Annotated in this window: 16 protein-coding genes; 6 read left to right on the forward strand and 10 right to left on the reverse strand. The window is 39.3% G+C overall.

Features of this window, described 5'->3' with window-relative positions; translation table 11 throughout:
- Nucleotides 1–15 precede the first annotated feature (15 nt).
- From astA to AC0UA9_RS06570, 4 genes are all read left to right on the forward strand, one after another.
- A complete protein-coding gene (gene astA, locus AC0UA9_RS06555; RefSeq protein ID WP_475658628.1) occupies nucleotides 16–1041 on the forward strand; it encodes an arginine N-succinyltransferase in 1026 nt (341 codons plus the stop codon).
- A gap of 25 nt (nucleotides 1042–1066) precedes the next feature.
- Nucleotides 1067–2536 (forward strand): succinylglutamate-semialdehyde dehydrogenase, encoded by a 1470-nt coding sequence (gene astD / locus AC0UA9_RS06560; RefSeq protein ID WP_475658630.1) that lies wholly within the window; start codon nucleotides 1067–1069, stop codon nucleotides 2534–2536.
- A 230-nt stretch (nucleotides 2537–2766) separates the two neighbouring features.
- Nucleotides 2767–3564 (forward strand): 2-oxoadipate dioxygenase/decarboxylase family protein, encoded by a 798-nt coding sequence (locus tag AC0UA9_RS06565; protein WP_475658634.1) that lies wholly within the window; start codon nucleotides 2767–2769, stop codon nucleotides 3562–3564.
- Nucleotides 3565–3752: 188 nt separating this feature from the next.
- On the forward strand, nucleotides 3753–4100 hold the full coding sequence (locus tag AC0UA9_RS06570) for a DUF3802 family protein (RefSeq protein WP_475658636.1): 348 nt from the start codon (nucleotides 3753–3755) through the stop codon (nucleotides 4098–4100).
- 201 nt (nucleotides 4101–4301) lie between these two features.
- Here the strand turns inward: AC0UA9_RS06570 and AC0UA9_RS06575 are convergent, their stop codons facing one another.
- From AC0UA9_RS06575 to AC0UA9_RS06595, 5 genes are all read right to left on the reverse strand, one after another.
- Entirely contained in the window at nucleotides 4302–5381 is a 1080-nt protein-coding gene (locus AC0UA9_RS06575) for an SPFH domain-containing protein (protein WP_475658639.1), read from the reverse strand.
- 50 nt (nucleotides 5382–5431) lie between these two features.
- A complete protein-coding gene (locus AC0UA9_RS06580; RefSeq protein WP_475658641.1) occupies nucleotides 5432–7222 on the reverse strand; it encodes a TIM44-like domain-containing protein in 1791 nt (596 codons plus the stop codon).
- 376 nt (nucleotides 7223–7598) lie between these two features.
- Nucleotides 7599–8264 (reverse strand): PEP-CTERM sorting domain-containing protein, encoded by a 666-nt coding sequence (locus tag AC0UA9_RS06585; protein ID WP_475658645.1) that lies wholly within the window; start codon nucleotides 8262–8264, stop codon nucleotides 7599–7601.
- A gap of 480 nt (nucleotides 8265–8744) precedes the next feature.
- Nucleotides 8745–8993 carry an exonuclease domain-containing protein gene (locus tag AC0UA9_RS06590; protein WP_475658647.1) on the reverse strand — a complete coding sequence of 83 codons (249 nt, stop codon included), beginning with the start codon at nucleotides 8991–8993 and terminating at the stop codon, nucleotides 8745–8747.
- A 247-nt stretch (nucleotides 8994–9240) separates the two neighbouring features.
- Complete coding sequence (locus AC0UA9_RS06595; protein ID WP_475658650.1) at nucleotides 9241–9906, reverse strand: PEP-CTERM sorting domain-containing protein; 666 nt, start codon at nucleotides 9904–9906, stop codon at nucleotides 9241–9243.
- 324 nt (nucleotides 9907–10230) lie between these two features.
- Here AC0UA9_RS06595 and AC0UA9_RS06600 point away from each other — a divergent pair, with 324 nt between their 5' ends.
- Both AC0UA9_RS06600 and AC0UA9_RS06605 read left to right on the forward strand, forming a co-directional pair.
- A complete protein-coding gene (locus AC0UA9_RS06600; protein WP_475658653.1) occupies nucleotides 10231–11103 on the forward strand; it encodes a DMT family transporter in 873 nt (290 codons plus the stop codon).
- A 218-nt stretch (nucleotides 11104–11321) separates the two neighbouring features.
- Nucleotides 11322–12542: a DEAD/DEAH box helicase gene (locus AC0UA9_RS06605; RefSeq protein WP_475658655.1), complete on the forward strand. Its 1221-nt coding sequence runs from the start codon at nucleotides 11322–11324 to the stop codon at nucleotides 12540–12542.
- A 95-nt stretch (nucleotides 12543–12637) separates the two neighbouring features.
- Here AC0UA9_RS06605 and AC0UA9_RS06610 read toward each other — a convergent pair whose 3' ends face one another.
- The 5 genes from AC0UA9_RS06610 to rpsK all read right to left on the reverse strand — a co-directional run bounded on the left by AC0UA9_RS06610 (nucleotide 12638) and on the right by rpsK (nucleotide 16218).
- Nucleotides 12638–13537, reverse strand: a complete 900-nt coding sequence (locus tag AC0UA9_RS06610; protein ID WP_475658657.1) for a phosphoribulokinase — start codon at nucleotides 13535–13537, stop codon at nucleotides 12638–12640.
- Nucleotides 13538–13710: 173 nt separating this feature from the next.
- A complete protein-coding gene (gene rplQ / locus AC0UA9_RS06615) occupies nucleotides 13711–14115 on the reverse strand; it encodes a 50S ribosomal protein L17 (RefSeq protein ID WP_475658659.1) in 405 nt (134 codons plus the stop codon).
- A 44-nt stretch (nucleotides 14116–14159) separates the two neighbouring features.
- Nucleotides 14160–15149, reverse strand: a complete 990-nt coding sequence (locus AC0UA9_RS06620) for a DNA-directed RNA polymerase subunit alpha (protein ID WP_475658662.1) — start codon at nucleotides 15147–15149, stop codon at nucleotides 14160–14162.
- 28 nt (nucleotides 15150–15177) lie between these two features.
- The gene (gene rpsD, locus AC0UA9_RS06625; protein ID WP_475658665.1) at nucleotides 15178–15798 is read right to left on the reverse strand and encodes a 30S ribosomal protein S4; all 621 of its coding nucleotides are present in this window, start codon (nucleotides 15796–15798) and stop codon (nucleotides 15178–15180) included.
- A 30-nt stretch (nucleotides 15799–15828) separates the two neighbouring features.
- Nucleotides 15829–16218 (reverse strand): 30S ribosomal protein S11, encoded by a 390-nt coding sequence (gene rpsK, locus AC0UA9_RS06630; protein ID WP_159817719.1) that lies wholly within the window; start codon nucleotides 16216–16218, stop codon nucleotides 15829–15831.

Consider the following 16218-nt stretch of genomic DNA (forward strand, 5'->3'; position numbering starts at 1 on the left):
CTTCGAGAATGACTTATGGTTATCATCCGCCCTATTAAAATGACTGATTATAACGACTTATACCGCATCGCCGTTGAGTCTGGTTATGGCTTTACCTCGTTACCTGTCAATGAAAGCATTTTAAAACAGCGAATCGCTCATTCAGAAGCGTCTTTTAAAGCGCAAGTAACGCAAGCAGACAATCAAGGCTACTTGTTTGTGATGGAAGATACCGACACGGGCCAAGTGGTTGGCACAGCGGGCATAGAAGCCGCCGTCGGTTTAGATAATGCTTTTTATCACTATCATTTAGGTAAGGTGGTACATAATTCTCGTGAGCTAGGCATTCATAATACCGTTGAAACACTGTCACTGTGTAATGATTATTCTGGCGCCACTGAAATATGCTCGTTATTTTTGCAAGCAAGTCATAGAGAAAATAATAACGGCAAGTTTCTTTCCCGCTGCCGTTTTTTGTTTATGGCTGAGCACCCTGAGCGCTTTTCAGATTGTGTTATTGCTGAAATGCGAGGTGTTAGCGACGAAAACGGTAAATCGCCATTTTATGAATGGCTTGAAGCACACTTTTTGTCGATTGAATTTACCCAGGCAGACTACTTAACAGGGATTGGCAACAAAGGCTTTATTGCTGAGTTAATGCCCAAGTACCCTATTTATGTCAACCTACTCAGTAAAGCCGCACAAAAAGTGATTAATAAAGTACACAGCAACACAGTGCCTGCTTTACGACTACTCGAAGCCGAGGGTTTTTCTCGTCGTGGCTATGTTGACATTTTTGATGCTGGTCCTACGGTTGAGGCGGAGCGTAATCAAATAAAAGCAGTACGTGAGAGTAAAAAGTATAAAGTACTTATTGATGACAACTACGGTGAAGAAAGCAACCAAAAGTATATTATTTGCAACACTGAAATTGAAAACTTTAGAGCAGCACAAGTTACCTTAATACTACGCGAAATAGCCAACCAAGTTGTCATCACCAGTAGCATTGCGCAAGCATTACAAGTAGATAAAGGTGATTGGATTCGTCTATTACGTAATTAGTAGCTAATTAAAAATAGGAAAAAACATGTCAAATGTTCAATTTATTAATGGTCAATGGCAAGCGGGTTTAGGCCATGATTTCGCCTCACTAAACCCGGCCAAAAATGAAGTTGTCTGGCAAGGTAAAACCGCGTCTCCTGCCCAGGTTGACGCAGCCATTAGCAGTGCTCGCAAGGCATTTGAAACTTGGTCTGTCACCAGTTTTGATGACCGCGTTCGTCTTGTCACTCAGTTTGCTGAGCTACTGGATGAAAACAAAACAGCGCTCGCTAATACTATTGCCTTAGAAACTGGCAAGCCGCGTTGGGAAACCTTAGGGGAAGTAGCTGCCATGGTAGGCAAAATCAATATTTCTCTTAACGCTTACCATGAACGCACTGGCACAGTGGAAAACCCGATGCCGGGTGCTAAAGCCTTGATTCGCCATAAACCTCATGGCGTAGTCGCGGTATTTGGCCCTTATAACTTTCCAGGTCACTTGCCTAATGGCCATATTGTACCTGCGCTTATTGCCGGAAATACTGTGGTATTTAAACCAAGTGAATTAACACCAAAAGTTGCTGAAGAGGTGCTAAAAATTTGGCAGGCAGCTGGCCTACCTGCTGGAGTTATTAACCTAGTACAAGGGGAAGTAGAAACAGGTAAAGCATTAGCAAATAACAAGATGATTGACGGTCTATTCTTTACCGGCAGCTCTACTACCGGCCATTTACTGCATGAACAATTTGGCGGCCAACCGGGTAAAATTTTAGCCTTAGAGATGGGGGGCAACAACCCACTAATTGTTAAAGATATTAGTGACATTACCGCGGTTGTACACGATATTATTCAATCGGCTTTTGTTACCACAGGCCAACGTTGTACTTGTGCTCGCCGTTTGTTTATCGAACAGGGAGAACAAGGTGATGCCATACTAAGCAAACTTATTGAAGCAACTCAGGCATTAACGATTGGTTATTACGATGATAATGAGCAACCTTTCCTTGGTGCTATGATTTCTGAAAAAGCGGCGTTAGGTTTAGTTGCTGCGCAGCAAAAATTACTTGATTTAGGTGCAACATCATTACTTGAATTAAAACATTTAACCGCCAATACCGGCTTTGTGTCTCCAGGCATTATCGATGTAACCGATATTGTCGCACACGTGCCAGATGAAGAGTATTTTGGCCCGTTACTCAAAGTTTACCGCTATAGCGACTTTGATGAAGCCATTGATGAAAGTAATAACACGAGTTTTGGTTTATCTGCCGGTTTGTTAAGTGATAGTGCAGCACTGTATGATCACTTTTTTACGCGCATCAGAGCAGGTATTGTTAATTGGAACAAACCCATCACCGGTGCCAGCAGCGCTGCTCCTTTTGGTGGTATAGGTGCCAGTGGTAACCATAGAGCCAGTGCTTTTTATGCGGCAGATTACTGTGCATACCCTGTTGCTTCCGTTGAAGCAGAAAAAGTAAGTTTACCGGCCAACTTAAGCCCCGGTATTAAACTGTAGTAAGCACTTTATAATGAAACTTAACGATACTTATATTTTTGCCAAGAAAAGAGAAGATGGGGTACGCCCTTGCTTCTTTAAAAGTATCGACCAACTATAATTTTGGTGGTAGCGTCAGTTATCACCTTATTTTCTTAAGATTTTATTCAAGTTCTGATATAAGTTTTTAACTATCGTCACCCACTTAGCGTTTAATTTATATTTACACAAATAAAGTAAAGGAAGTAATGATGACAGCCCAAGTAACTCAACTTTTTGATAATATCTGGCAGCAATATATTGCAGTAACGCCCTCAGCCGAAGCGATTTACCAATTATTAGGTAAGGGAGAAAAGATCATTAACGATCATGTTGCCTACCGCACTTTTAATCTCGACAAGGTTAATTTAAATACACTTGCCAAACACTTACTCGCACTGGGTTATACCGAGTGTGGCCAGTACAACTTTGCGGCTAAAAAATTAACTGCCAAACATTTTGAACACAGTGATTCGACCATGCCTAAGGTTTTTATCAGTGAATTACGCGTTGAAGAGCTTAGTGAGGCAACACAAACTATTATTCATGCGCTGGTTAAACAGTTACCCGCAGATATCAGCGACCAAGAAAATTTTTTATACTCGGGCCGTCCATGGACGGTTAGCGCAACTGACTACCAAACTCTACTAGCAGAAAGTGAATATGCTGCTTGGCTTGCTGCATGGGGTTATCGAGCTAATCATTTTACGGTGAATATCAACCACCTTAAAGGCTACGATTGCATTACCGCCGTGAACGACACATTAAAGCAGGCTGGCTATAAGCTCAATAGCGCTGGCGGTGAAGTTAAAGGCAATAAAGCTGTCATGTTAGAGCAATCGTCAACACTTGCCGATAAAGCGCTAGTTAAATTTAGTGATACTAGCCTAGAAATTCCGAGCTGCTTCTACGAGTTCGCTAAACGTTATCCCAAACCGAACGGGGAGCTCTATACCGGTTTTGTAGAAGCCTCCGCTGACAAAATATTTGAAAGTACCAATGCGGTTTAACCGCTAATAAGCACATTATGCCGATGCCGTGTATACTCGTCTGTAGGGTGGTATTAGTCAATAAGGTAGCACAGCGCTAAATGTTTAATGCCCTACTCAGCGTTGCAATGGGGTTATGGTTGATTTATACAATGAAAAAATTGTACAGTGAGTGCTAATATCACAATAAAAGTTATTTAAGTATTATTATGGTTACAGATAATGAAGGTTACATTCATCTTATTGAGTATTTAACCGAGCATTTAAGTTTGTTCGAAAATACACACACCACTGATAGCAGTGCCGAAACGGTCATTGCTATTATTGAGGGTGAATTGAGCGAGCAAATTATTACTGTTTGTAGTCAAAACCAAGCACTAACTTTTAATCAACGTAATGCCATTATCCGTGAAGTCGATGCCATTGTTTATGATTTAGAGGAAGTGCTGTCTGGGGTAATAAATAACCCAGCGACAGAACAACAAAAAAGTTTTATTAAAGAGTTTGCTTCACTGATCAAAAACCTATTCGACAGTGAAGTGAATAAAATTCTATAAAGTATTGCACTAGCTATAAAGCCATTAACTATAGTGTTTTTTGGCTTTTTACTTTTATTTAATTTAGTTTAACGATACAACTTTTATTGTCCCCCATCACTAGTCACGACTATGCTTACTAGAGGGATGCAGGCGAAGAACTATACTTTTTTGAGTCATCTACCCGTAGGAATACCCCATCGATGGCTATAACGCCACCTATCACTGTTTAACGCCACAGTTGGCGCAAAAATTTTCGGAAGCGGCGACTTCTTTCCCGCAAGCTAGACAAAATTTATTCTTTTGTTGTCGAGTCGCCTGCCCACCACAGTCAGCGCAAAACTTTGCCCTTTCAGGTAATGATTTTTGGCAGTTACTACAGCTATTCTTCGCTTGACTAGCTTGGTTGAAAACTGTTTTATGGTGGGTGTCGGTATTACTCATCATATCAGCACTCATGTTCATCATTTGATGACCAATACCCATGCCAACGCCCATGCCAACACCGGCACCTGCAACATTACCTTCTGCTTCATTAGCAGCGGCTTTTTCGGCTACATCGAATGTTTTTACAGTATTGTAGTGCTCACCATAAAGTTCAAACTCTGCTCTTTTAGCCAACATTTCTTTTAAGTTAATAACACTTTCATCGTCTTGTGGGACATTAATAGAATTCAAATAAAAATTAACAATCTCAATACCAAAACGATTAAATTCATCACTAATCTCTTGTTTTAGTACTGCAGACATTTCATTTAACTGCGTACTAATCGTTAACACAGATATACCATCATTAACAATTTTAGCGGCGATAAAATCTTTTATACGACTCATTAAGTGGCCACGAAAGTAATCACATATTTGTTCCGCATCAAACGCGTCAACGGTGCCTACAAGCTCACTCACAAATTTTTTAGCATCATTAATTCGCATACCAAATTGCCCAAAAGCTCTGACAGGCACAAACACCTTGTAGACAGGATCTAAAATAGGAATCGGCTCTTGGGTTCCCCATTTCATCGCTAAATTTACCGCTGTATTAACAAAGTAAATTTCAGCGGCAAAAGGGGTTTCATTACCAAAAGGAATATTGACAATATGCTCAAGCAGTGGAATATTGGCGGTTTTTAAGGTATGACGCCCTGGTGCTAAAACATCAAGCGCTTTGCCATTTTTATAAAATACCGCTTGCTGTGCTTGGTTCACAATAACTTGCGTTCCCCACACTAAACCATCATGAGGCCAACGCCAGGCAAAGACATCATTCGGCCCTTCGTATTTGACTCGATCAATTATATTCATCTTTTATCCTAATGCTTAACAGGCGCTTGTTATACCTTGTTATCGGTTACTTAGGGGTGTATATCTTGTGCTAAAGTTTGTTTAGCTTCAAGGTATAATTTTGCACGCGTTTCTTTTATACGCATATCTATTTCTACCGCTAATATATTAAATTTTTTACCAAAAAGTAATAACAACTCATGCTCTTTGGCTGATATTTCATTGTCTATTAAACACATTTCAATCATTTTTATTAACCATGCAGAGGCTTCTAATGGCTCATCTGGTGCTAACATTTTTAGTTCGCCATTTTCAGCAGCGAGTATTATTTCATCTAGTACACGTGACGGAATTCTACGTTTTTTGACAAATTCATTTAATAACGTTATTTCTTTTGGATGTCTTTGGCCATCTGCCAGCAGTATTAGTACTAAACCCGATAGCAATGAAATGGGGTCAAATACCTTATCTGTAACTTTGTTTTTTCCTGCCTCAAGAGAAAAAGATTGCCCTTTTAACTCAACAATACGATTAATATGGGGTGTAAAATCCGTTAACACCCAGTCTAGCTCACCTTGATTAAATGGCATTTGGCAATATTGGCAACAATCTATTGACTGTTCAGCTTGCGGCGCACCACAGTGATTACAATGAAGAGAATGTAGCCCATGTTTATTGCTGCTTAAAGCGCCGCTTTTTCTCCTCAAGGTTAAATGATGCGCATAATAACCTACTGGATTGGTTTCCCCGCTGGTAAGAGAAACTTTCATAGCTTTCCATTTTACCAGTATATATACCTTGTCGTAGTCGGTGTTAGGGACTGTGCTATGTATACTCTTACCTGCACTTTTGGCTAACGGAAGTTGATGGTTTACTCGCTCGTCAATGTTGCCACCAAAGGCAACACTGCTTACTTCACAAAGGCCCAGATCAATATGGTCAAAATAAAAGCCATTTAGCTCGTTTTTTTCAAAATGATTAATATAATGAGCATCAGACACCGAACGCAATGGGGTAACACTTTGTGTTAACCAAGCTTTTTGTAAACGCCAAAATATAACACTTACCCTGTCTTCAATAACGGGTAAGTTAAATGCTGGGTCAGCGACCTGATAGGCAGCAACACCTCTGACCTGCCGTTTAGCATGTTGAAAACGCCATTCTTCTTCTTTTGTTATTTTCGCTAAAATCCAATCATATTCGCCTGAAGTCACTAACGAATCACACGCTTGGCATTGCTCAAATTTATTTAACAATAACGTTGAACCACAATTAGGACAAATACCTTCTAGTAACCCCGGCTTAGAGCGTGTTTGAACACCTGGTAACCGAATATAAGTCCAATATTCTACAGTGTAAGTAGGGGATGGGAGTTTTTTTGGTTTATTTTGCTTGCTACTAGGATTAGTGTGCAGAGTAACATGGCGAGCTTGACTAGAAATTTTAAAATGTAACGTCTCAAAGTATTTATCTGCTTCAATGCCAACAAGCGCACAATCATGGATAGCAACATCGACTAGTTTTCGATGACGCTGGTGTTTTTGTTGAATTGTAAATTGAATACTATAACGTTGAAAAATACCATCGGTAATAAAGGCCCTTACCGAAGACATGTCATGCTCAGACCATGCTTGTTTGATTTTATAAAAAGCCTCTTCAACACGCGTAACCATTTTATATTCATCAAAACTAGGGTCTAGGGCTTTAATATGGTCATACTGAACTTGTTGCTGTATTTTATTTTGCTTTTTTACCCCGCGAATTATTGTTTGATGAAAGCTTCTAATATCCTTTTGATTACTTTGTTGGTAAGTAAGGTAGATGAAAAGACCGATTAAGGTAATGATGGCAAAAGTAAGCATAAAATCCTTTTAATAAAATCTTAGTTTATCTAGGATACACGTTAAAGCTTGAATATTCTTCTACTTTTCTTGCTGTTTGTCAAAAAACACCAATTTCACTTGGGCTATTGAGTCAACTTAGAGCCGTGTTGTTGAAATAGCAAAGCGACTTTCTACTTTTAGAGAAACTTTTCTTTATTTTTTAATAGTAAACGAACCCTAAGAAAGTGTTAGAACAACTAAAAAATGTACGATTAGTTAAATTTTTCGGCTAGTTATTGACGAGCTTTGAAAGTATTTAGCTTGGCTTAACTATAATTTATTATTTTCATATATATAAAAACGAAAAAAACTGACCACTATGATCAGTGCTTTCATAATAAATTCTGTTTTTAGGTTAAGCTTGCTTCTTCAATTTACGAGAAGCTAACCCCATTAAACCTAAAGCAAATACAGCTAATGTAGAAGGCTCAGGTACTTCATTTACTGTATTATTATCAATTGATAAGTTGTCGATACTAAACCAACTCTCATTGATATTACTTCTGATTTCTAAATATCTTATATCTTCAAAATTTGCAGTTAACGTTTGAAAACTATGTGATAAATTTAAAGTATCAGAAGTGTGAAGTAAATCATCACTAGCAGAATATCCAAATAGCGTTATAGAAGAAGAGTTCCAAGAATAACCACTACCGAGAGTAGAGAAGGAACCACTTGTAAAGTCTCTAAGTTCGCCAAAGTCTATCCACAAGCTGTGAGGTGCATTCCAAGTCCAAGCATAACTAGAGCCGCTAACATTCCCCAATGACTCTCCTGTTACTGTATTACTTGTTGTTGCTGAAGCCCATCCAGTAGAGGCTGATATAAATGTTCTATTAGCTACACCTTCGCCCAAGCCATAACCCCAAGTAAAACCATTGTAAGTTCCATTTATACCTAAATTATCAAAATTATTTCTTGTTGTAAGGTCTTCGAAATCGACTATCAGCCCCGCATTAGCAAAATTACTAACAGCCAAAGCAAAACTTGCCAATACGCCTTTTAAAAATTTATTTGTCATTTGAGGTTTCCTTTTGATCACTTCCATTGAGGTTGGAAGGTATTTAATAAAGCGATAAACAAGTACTTTTCGGATATACCGCATGCAGTATGCCAACTAGGTAAGTCTAATAAAAAACAATAAGTTAGTGGTTTTCTATGATTTAAGATCAGTGCCTTTGTAAAATAACCTGACGCCAAAGTCGATTGTTCACTATGTTTGGTTTTGTTACGATACAGCGCGTCAATTAGTATTTTGTTAAGACTAAAAGACAACATATCCTCTGCGGTAAATCTTTTTCTAGTTAACCCAAGTCGTATCGCTGGAATTGAAGGTGTTGGTTTATAATTACCTGAGAAATTTTGATTAATTGTGCGCTCGTTGCTCATGCAATAGTTAAAGTACACGCGCGTAGTCTCAATTAATTTCCCATCCATTCAGGATTATAACCTGCATAGGCATTCCAACGTTTTGCGTTGTTGGCACTGGTAACGGGACGATCTAAAAAATTAATGTGTCTTTGAAGGTCGGCAAGCCGGCTAATTCTTCACCTAGGATTCCGTGAACGCGAAAAGCGCCTTTGCTCGATTTTTTGCCTTCAAGATTACTTTTGAGTTTGAAGAGATTACCTTTAGGTGTGGAATCTTCATATTCTGTGCAGGCTAGGTCGATAATTCGGTGATTGCCTTTGTGAGAACCTAAGCCTGTTGTTTCCGTATCTAAGAAGACATATTTCGTTATGATTACCACTCCTATTAGGCACTTTTATAGGAGGCTTTACTGGTTTTTCATAACTCATTGAAAAACGGTAATCGTACATTAGTTTGATTGGAGTGACGTTATTTACTTTCAAAGTTTTGACTCAAGCCCTTATTTTATAGCTCGATATAACGAAAAAAGAGCTACTATTTTTCGATAGTAGCTCTGAGTTGACTCAATAGCCCAATTTTTACCATTGGTGTTTTTTAAAGGGTTAGTAAAATAAGTTAAATTAATATTATTTCTTAAATCGACGTGATGCTAACCCTAGTAAACCTAAAGCAAAAATAGCCAGTGTAGATGGCTCTGGTACTGTACTTACTTCTATTCCTACATCTGCTGCATCGAAACTGAACAAGTGGGCTGCACCTGTTTTAAATGTGAAGCCAGATCCAAACCCAGAACGTTTAATCACTGTTTGTGTTGAATTAAGTGTAGGTGCTCCCCACGTCACGGTAGAGAACGCTGCTTGAACATCTGACAATGTTGTATTATATGTGCCTGCTGCCACATGACTTAAATTGTAACCAGTAAGAGCGGGCGCAAGATTAGAGCTCATTGAAACGAATAATGAAGTAATGTTCACACCGTTAACTGAGCCACTAATATTTTCTTGTGGACCACCGCCGCCCATTGCCAAAACATAAAATTTGTCATCACCGGCAGCCAACGTAAAATCGAGGGTAGATAAGCTTGCAATCTGCTCATTCCACGTATCATTGTTTTGATACATAAGATGATTAATACTAGTACTATTTCCACTAAATACAGCAAAGTCGTTGTCTACCACCATTGAAATATCAAAGTTCATCAGGGTAGCGGATGCCGAACCAATCGTCATAAACCCGATCAGTAATGTGGCGAGCGTCGTTTGTAAAAGTTTATACTGCTTTTTTGTATTCATTGTAATCCTAAACTTGGGAGTTAATAGTAAAAATAGTCATCTATGAACTTTAAAGCAAAAATCACACCAAACCTAAAATAGTAAGCAATTTCAATTTGATATTTTATTTTATTGGTATTTATCACTTGAATCTGTAAAAAGAACTGACAAAAACAACTCGTCAACCAGTTGATTTTGCAACATAATTTTAACAAAGGTACTAAGTTTGATGCCGAGGTAATGGGGATATAATAACCGACAAATCCGAATTAAAAAGCTCGCAGGAGAGATTTTATTGGTTATAAAAGATAAACTATCGTCATAAGTTAATTAACGATAATATTTATGGGCTATTTATTTACGGTGACCCTGCTTTGGGCCTTTTCATTTAGTTTAATTGGGGTTTATTTAGCAGGCCAAGTTGATGCGTGGTTTAGCGTTTTGCTACGTATTGCACTGGCAACCTTGGTTTTTTTACCCTTTTTAAAATTTAAAAAAACACCTAAACCCTTAGCAATAAAGCTTATGCTTATTGGTGCGATACAACTTGGCGCCATGTACAGTTTTTACTATCACGCCTTTTTATACATAACAGTACCCGAAGTGCTCTTGTTTACAATATTGACACCTATTTACATCACCCTGCTAAACGACGCACTTGAAAAGTATTTTAATCCACGCTTTTTGCTAATCGCCATTATCGCTGTTGCTGGTGCGCTAGCGATTCGCTATGAAAGTATTAATAGCAATTTTGTCATGGGCTTAGTGTTAGTACAAGCTGCCAATATTTGCTTTGCCACAGGACAAGTGACTTACAAACACTTAATGACTGACAGTAAGTTAGATCATAAAACAGTATTTGGCTGGTTTTTTATTGGTGCATTAATCGTCGCAACCGTCTGTTATATTTTATTTGGCAACACAAATCAGTTACCAAATACCCCCACTCAATGGGCTGTGCTTATTTACTTAGGTATTATTGCTTCGGGCTTAGGATATTTTGGCTGGAACAAAGGCGCAACCTTAGTTAATGTTGGCGCATTAGCAGCAATGAACAATGTGCTAATACCAGCAGGTATCCTGGTGAATGTACTAATATGGAATACTGAAGCCGACATTGTCAGGCTAAGTATTGGCGCTGGGATTATTTTAGCGGCTTTAGTACTTAACCAAATGAGCACGAAAAATGCCACAGAAAAAACTTTGCCTTCTGGTTAACCCAAGGCAGTACGAAAGCCCCTTGCTAACCCCCCCCCTTGCTGCAACTCCAGCTAAGGCGCTATTTATCAACGAGGAAGTCAACATTTTTGCATTCAAATAAGGCCAACTGCTTGGTCAGACACTATCGTGTTGAGTTTACTCTAAAGATAGTAAAGCTTTCACGGTGAGCTTTCTGTTACAATGACAGTCTATCGCATACACCATACCGAGACGACATGTCAGCATTTACTATTTTCCCACTTTTGGCATCAATTATTGATCGCCTTGCACTGAGAGGCTATAAAGTCCCTACACCGATCCAAAAGGCATGTATTCCCGCACTGATTAATGGTCATGACCTTCTGGGAATAGCACAAACTGGCACCGGTAAAACGGCGGCCTTCTCATTACCAATTATTAATAATTTTGCTCAAAATAAAATAGCCATAAAAGCGAAGAGCACACGTTCGCTTATACTCACTCCCACACGTGAGCTTGCTGCGCAAATAATGCAAAATATTGATGACTACGCTGACGGGTTAGCACTTAAAACTAAAGTGGTTTACGGCGGTGTAGGGAGACAAAGCCAAGTAGATGCAATTGCCCAAGGGCTTGATATTTTAGTGGCGACCCCAGGTCGGTTATTAGATTTAATTGAAACAGGTGATATAAACCTTAGTTCAGTAGAGGTATTTGTTTTAGATGAAGCTGATACCATGCTCGATATGGGCTTTTTTAACGATGTACAAACCATCATAGCGACATTATCTAAAAGCCGACAAACCCTTTTATTTTCAGCAACCATGCCTGCACAAATAGAAAAACTTGCCCAAGCGATACTAACATATCCCAAGAAAGTGCAAATTGAGGCGCAAACCGTCACGACTACCTTGGTTGAACAGTTCGTCTGTCAGCTTGAAAAAGCCAACAAACTTCCGTTACTGTTTAACATGCTAGAGAAGCCTGACTATGAAAAAGTGCTGATTTTTTGTAAAACAAAATATGGCGCTGATATTATTGTTAAAGCACTCGAGCAAGAATCAATTAGCGCTGCTAGCCTGCACAGTAATAAAACCCAAGCCGCTAGGGAAGAAGCGTTACAAAACTTTAAAGGGACTACATTACGGGTGTTAGTAGCGACAGATGTTGCTGCTCGCGGCATTGATGTAGACAATATTAGCTTAGTCATAAATTATAATTTGCCTGAAGATCCAAGAAATTATATTCACCGAATAGGCCGAACCGCACGTGCTGGGAAAACCGGCATCGCCATTTCATTTGTGGTAGAAAATGATGTAAGGCAACTAACTATTATTGAAAATAACCTAGGACAAGTGATTCCTGTTATCACAGCGCAGCCTTTTCATAAAGAATTTTCAACACCCCCTCAGCAGGAAAAAAAACAAACTAATAAAAAGGTGAAAAAGCACACGAAAGCCAGAAGAAAAAGGAAGTAATACCAGCAATAATCCGCAAAAAAGAAGAGATCCTTACCGCAAGTGTCTAACACACTAAAAATATTCATTTACCAGCGGCAAGCTTATTTGATGACTTAAAGGCCACTCATCCAGTCAAGCTGCTTATTCGCATGTCTTTTTCGCTCCATTAAATCGTGAATCAGCGGAGTTAATATTAATTCCATGGCAAAGCCCATTTTGCCACCTGGCACCACTAAGGTGTTAACTCTAGACATAAATGAACCTTCAATCATGCGTAAGTAGTATTGAAAATCTACATTTTTAACTTCACGAAAGCGGATAACAACAAAGCTTTCATCTAAGCTTGGAATGCCCTTGGCGCTAAAAGGGTTTGAAGTATCAACCGTAGGTACCCGTTGAAAATTAATATGAGTACGAGAAAATTGCGGTGTGATAAAAGAAATATAATCTTCCATGCTGCGTACAATACTTGCTGTAACCGCTTCGCGGCTGTGGCCTCGTTTTTTTGTATCACGGACAATTTTTTGAATCCATTCTAAATTGACAATAGGTACCATGCCAATAAGTAAATCTACATGTTTAGCCACATTATTCTCTGGGGTGACAACCGCACCGTGGAGCCCCTCGTAATATAAAAGATCTGTTCCCTCACCAAGCTCTTCCCAAGGCGTGAAAGTGCCAGGCATTTGATTATAAGGCACTGCTTCATCAAAGGTATGAAGGTAACGACGCATCATGCCACGCCCTGTTTCGCCGTAACGACAAAATAACTTTTCAAGTGCGCCAAAGTCATTGGCTAAGTCACCAAAATAACTAATGTTGGTATGCGTTTCTTTCGCTTTTCTCTTTTCTAAATCCATTTCTGGGCGTGAAAAGCGGTGAAAACTGTCGCCTTCGACTTTAACTGAATTAATATTCAAGCTTCGAAACATATGTTCAAAGGCAGCTGTTGTGGTTGAAGTACCAGCACCTGAGGAACCAGTGACAGCAATAATAGGGTTACGTGATGACATAAATACTAACTCAAATAATGATACCAAAAGCGCTACATAATTGAGCAATAGGTATAAGCTAAAAGAAAAATGGTAAGTTATTTTATACGGGGTATTAATGCGAACGTCAAGAAACAAAAAACCGAGCCTTGGCTCGGTTTTTACTTCATATAAAGCGACGCTTAAACAAATATTTAAGCTTCTGCTAATTCTTCAACTTCTTCAGCAACTTCTTCAACTGCTGGACGGTCTACTAATTCAATATAAGCCATAGGCGCTTTATCACCAGTACGGAAACCACATTTTAAAATGCGAGTGTAACCACCTGGACGCTCTTGGTAACGTGCACCAAGTTCGTTAAATAAAATTCCTACTACTTCTTTGTCTTGTGTACGAGCAAATGCTAAACGACGATTTGCAACACTGTCGGTTTTAGCCAATGTAATCAAAGGCTCTATAACGCGACGTAGTTCTTTAGCTTTAGCTACAGTCGTTTTGATAACGCCGTGCTTAACTAATGAGCTTGCCATATTACGGAACATCGCTTGGCGATGACTGCTATTACGGTTTAACTGGCGACCACTTTGACGATGACGCATGTGTTAATCCTTCTTAAAAAACTATTAAAAAAACGATGATCGAACTAGTCGTTGTCAACAATACTTTCAGGTGGCCAGTTTTCTAGGCGCATGCCTAGTGACAAACCACGCGACGCTAACACGTCTTTAATTTCAGTTAATGACTTCTTACCTAAATTAGGCGTTTTAAGAAGCTCAACTTCAGCACGTTGTACTAAATCACCAATGTATTGAATTGCTTCTGCTTTTAAACAGTTAGCTGAGCGAACAGTTAGCTCTAGATCATCAACAGGACGAAGTAAAATAGGGTCGAACAATGGTTTTTCTTCCACCTGCTCTACCTCTTTAATATCACGAAGTTCAACAAACGCATCAAGCTGTTCAGCAAGAATAGTTGAAGCACGACGGATAGCTTCTTCCGGATCCAATGTACCATTGGTTTCCATATCTAAAACTAATTTGTCTAAATCTGTACGTTGTTCAACACGTGCAGAATCAACATCATAAGCAATTCTAACTACAGGACTGAATGAGGCATCAACCAACAAACGACCAATAGCACGATCTTCTTCCTCGGCATCACGGCGCGCTGAAGCAGGTACATAACCACGACCCATTTCAATTTTAATGCGCATGCTGATAGAACCTTCACCGGTTAAAGTGCAGATAACATGTTCTGGGTTAGTAATAGTTACATCGCCATCATGTTGTATATCAGCTGCCGTTACAGGGCCTTCACCAGACTTAGTTAAAGTCAGAACGGCTTCATTTTTGCCTTCTAAAATAACAGCAAGCCCTTTAAGGTTTAACAATATTTCGATGATGTCTTCTTGAACACCTTCTTTACTACTGTACTCATGTAATACACCATCAATTTCTACTTCAGTTACAGCACAACCTGGCATTGAAGATAGAAGTATACGGCGTAACGCATTACCTAAAGTGTGACCAAAACCACGTTCTAATGGCTCTAAAGTTACCTTAGCTCTACGAGGATTGATATTTTCAATACCAACCATGCGTGGTCTAAGGAATTCGGTTACAGAACCCTGCATATATGTCCTCTCTTAAAGTGTAACTTAACTACTTAGAGTAAAGTTCAACAATTAACTGTTCATTTATTTCAGCAGATAAGTCTGTTCTATCAGGGATACGTTTGAATGTACCTTCAAGTTTTTTGTTATCAACTTCAACCCAAAGTGGTTTTTCACGCTGGTCGGCTAAATCTAAGGCAGCGATAATACGCGCTTGAGTTTTAGACTTCTCACGAACAGAAACCACATCTTCAGCTTTAACAGTGAAAGATGGAATATTTACTACAGCGCCGTTTACAAGGATAGCCTTGTGACTAACTAACTGACGAGCTTCAGCACGAGTGCTAGCATAGCCCATGCGGTAAACAACATTGTCTAAACGTGTTTCTAAAAGTACTAACAAGTTTTCACCTGTATTACCTTTTTGACGTGCTGCTTGCTTATAGTAATTACTGAATTGTTTTTCAAGAACGCCGAACATACGACGAACTTTTTGTTTTTCACGAAGTTGAACACCGTAGTCTGACAAACGACCGCGACGAGCGCCGTGTTGACCTGGTATTGTTTCGATTTTACATTTAGTGTCAATTGCTCTTACACCGCTTTTAAGGAATAAATCTGTTCCTTCGCGGCGGCTAAGTTTTAACTTAGGACCTAAATATCTAGCCATTTTCTTTCTCCAACTATCCTAAAAAAACGATTAAACGCGACGTTTCTTAGGAGGACGACAACCATTATGAGGAATAGGTGTAACGTCAGTAATGTTGGTGATTTTAAAACCAGCAGCATTTAAGGCACGGATAGCAGATTCACGACCTGGACCTGGACCTTTAACGAACACTTCAATATTCTTCAAGCCAAACTCTTTTGCAGTAGCGCCTGCGCGGTCTGCAGCTACTTGCGCAGCAAAAGGGGTAGATTTACGTGAACCACGGAAACCTGAACCACCTGCAGTCGCCCAAGATAATGCATTACCTTGACGGTCTGTAAGAGTCACGATTGTGTTGTTGAAAGAAGCATGGATATGAGCCATGCCATCAGCAACTTGTTTTTTTACGCGTTTACGCGTACGTACGGGTGTTTTAGCCAT

The organism is Colwellia sp. F1 (assembly GCF_056238625.1).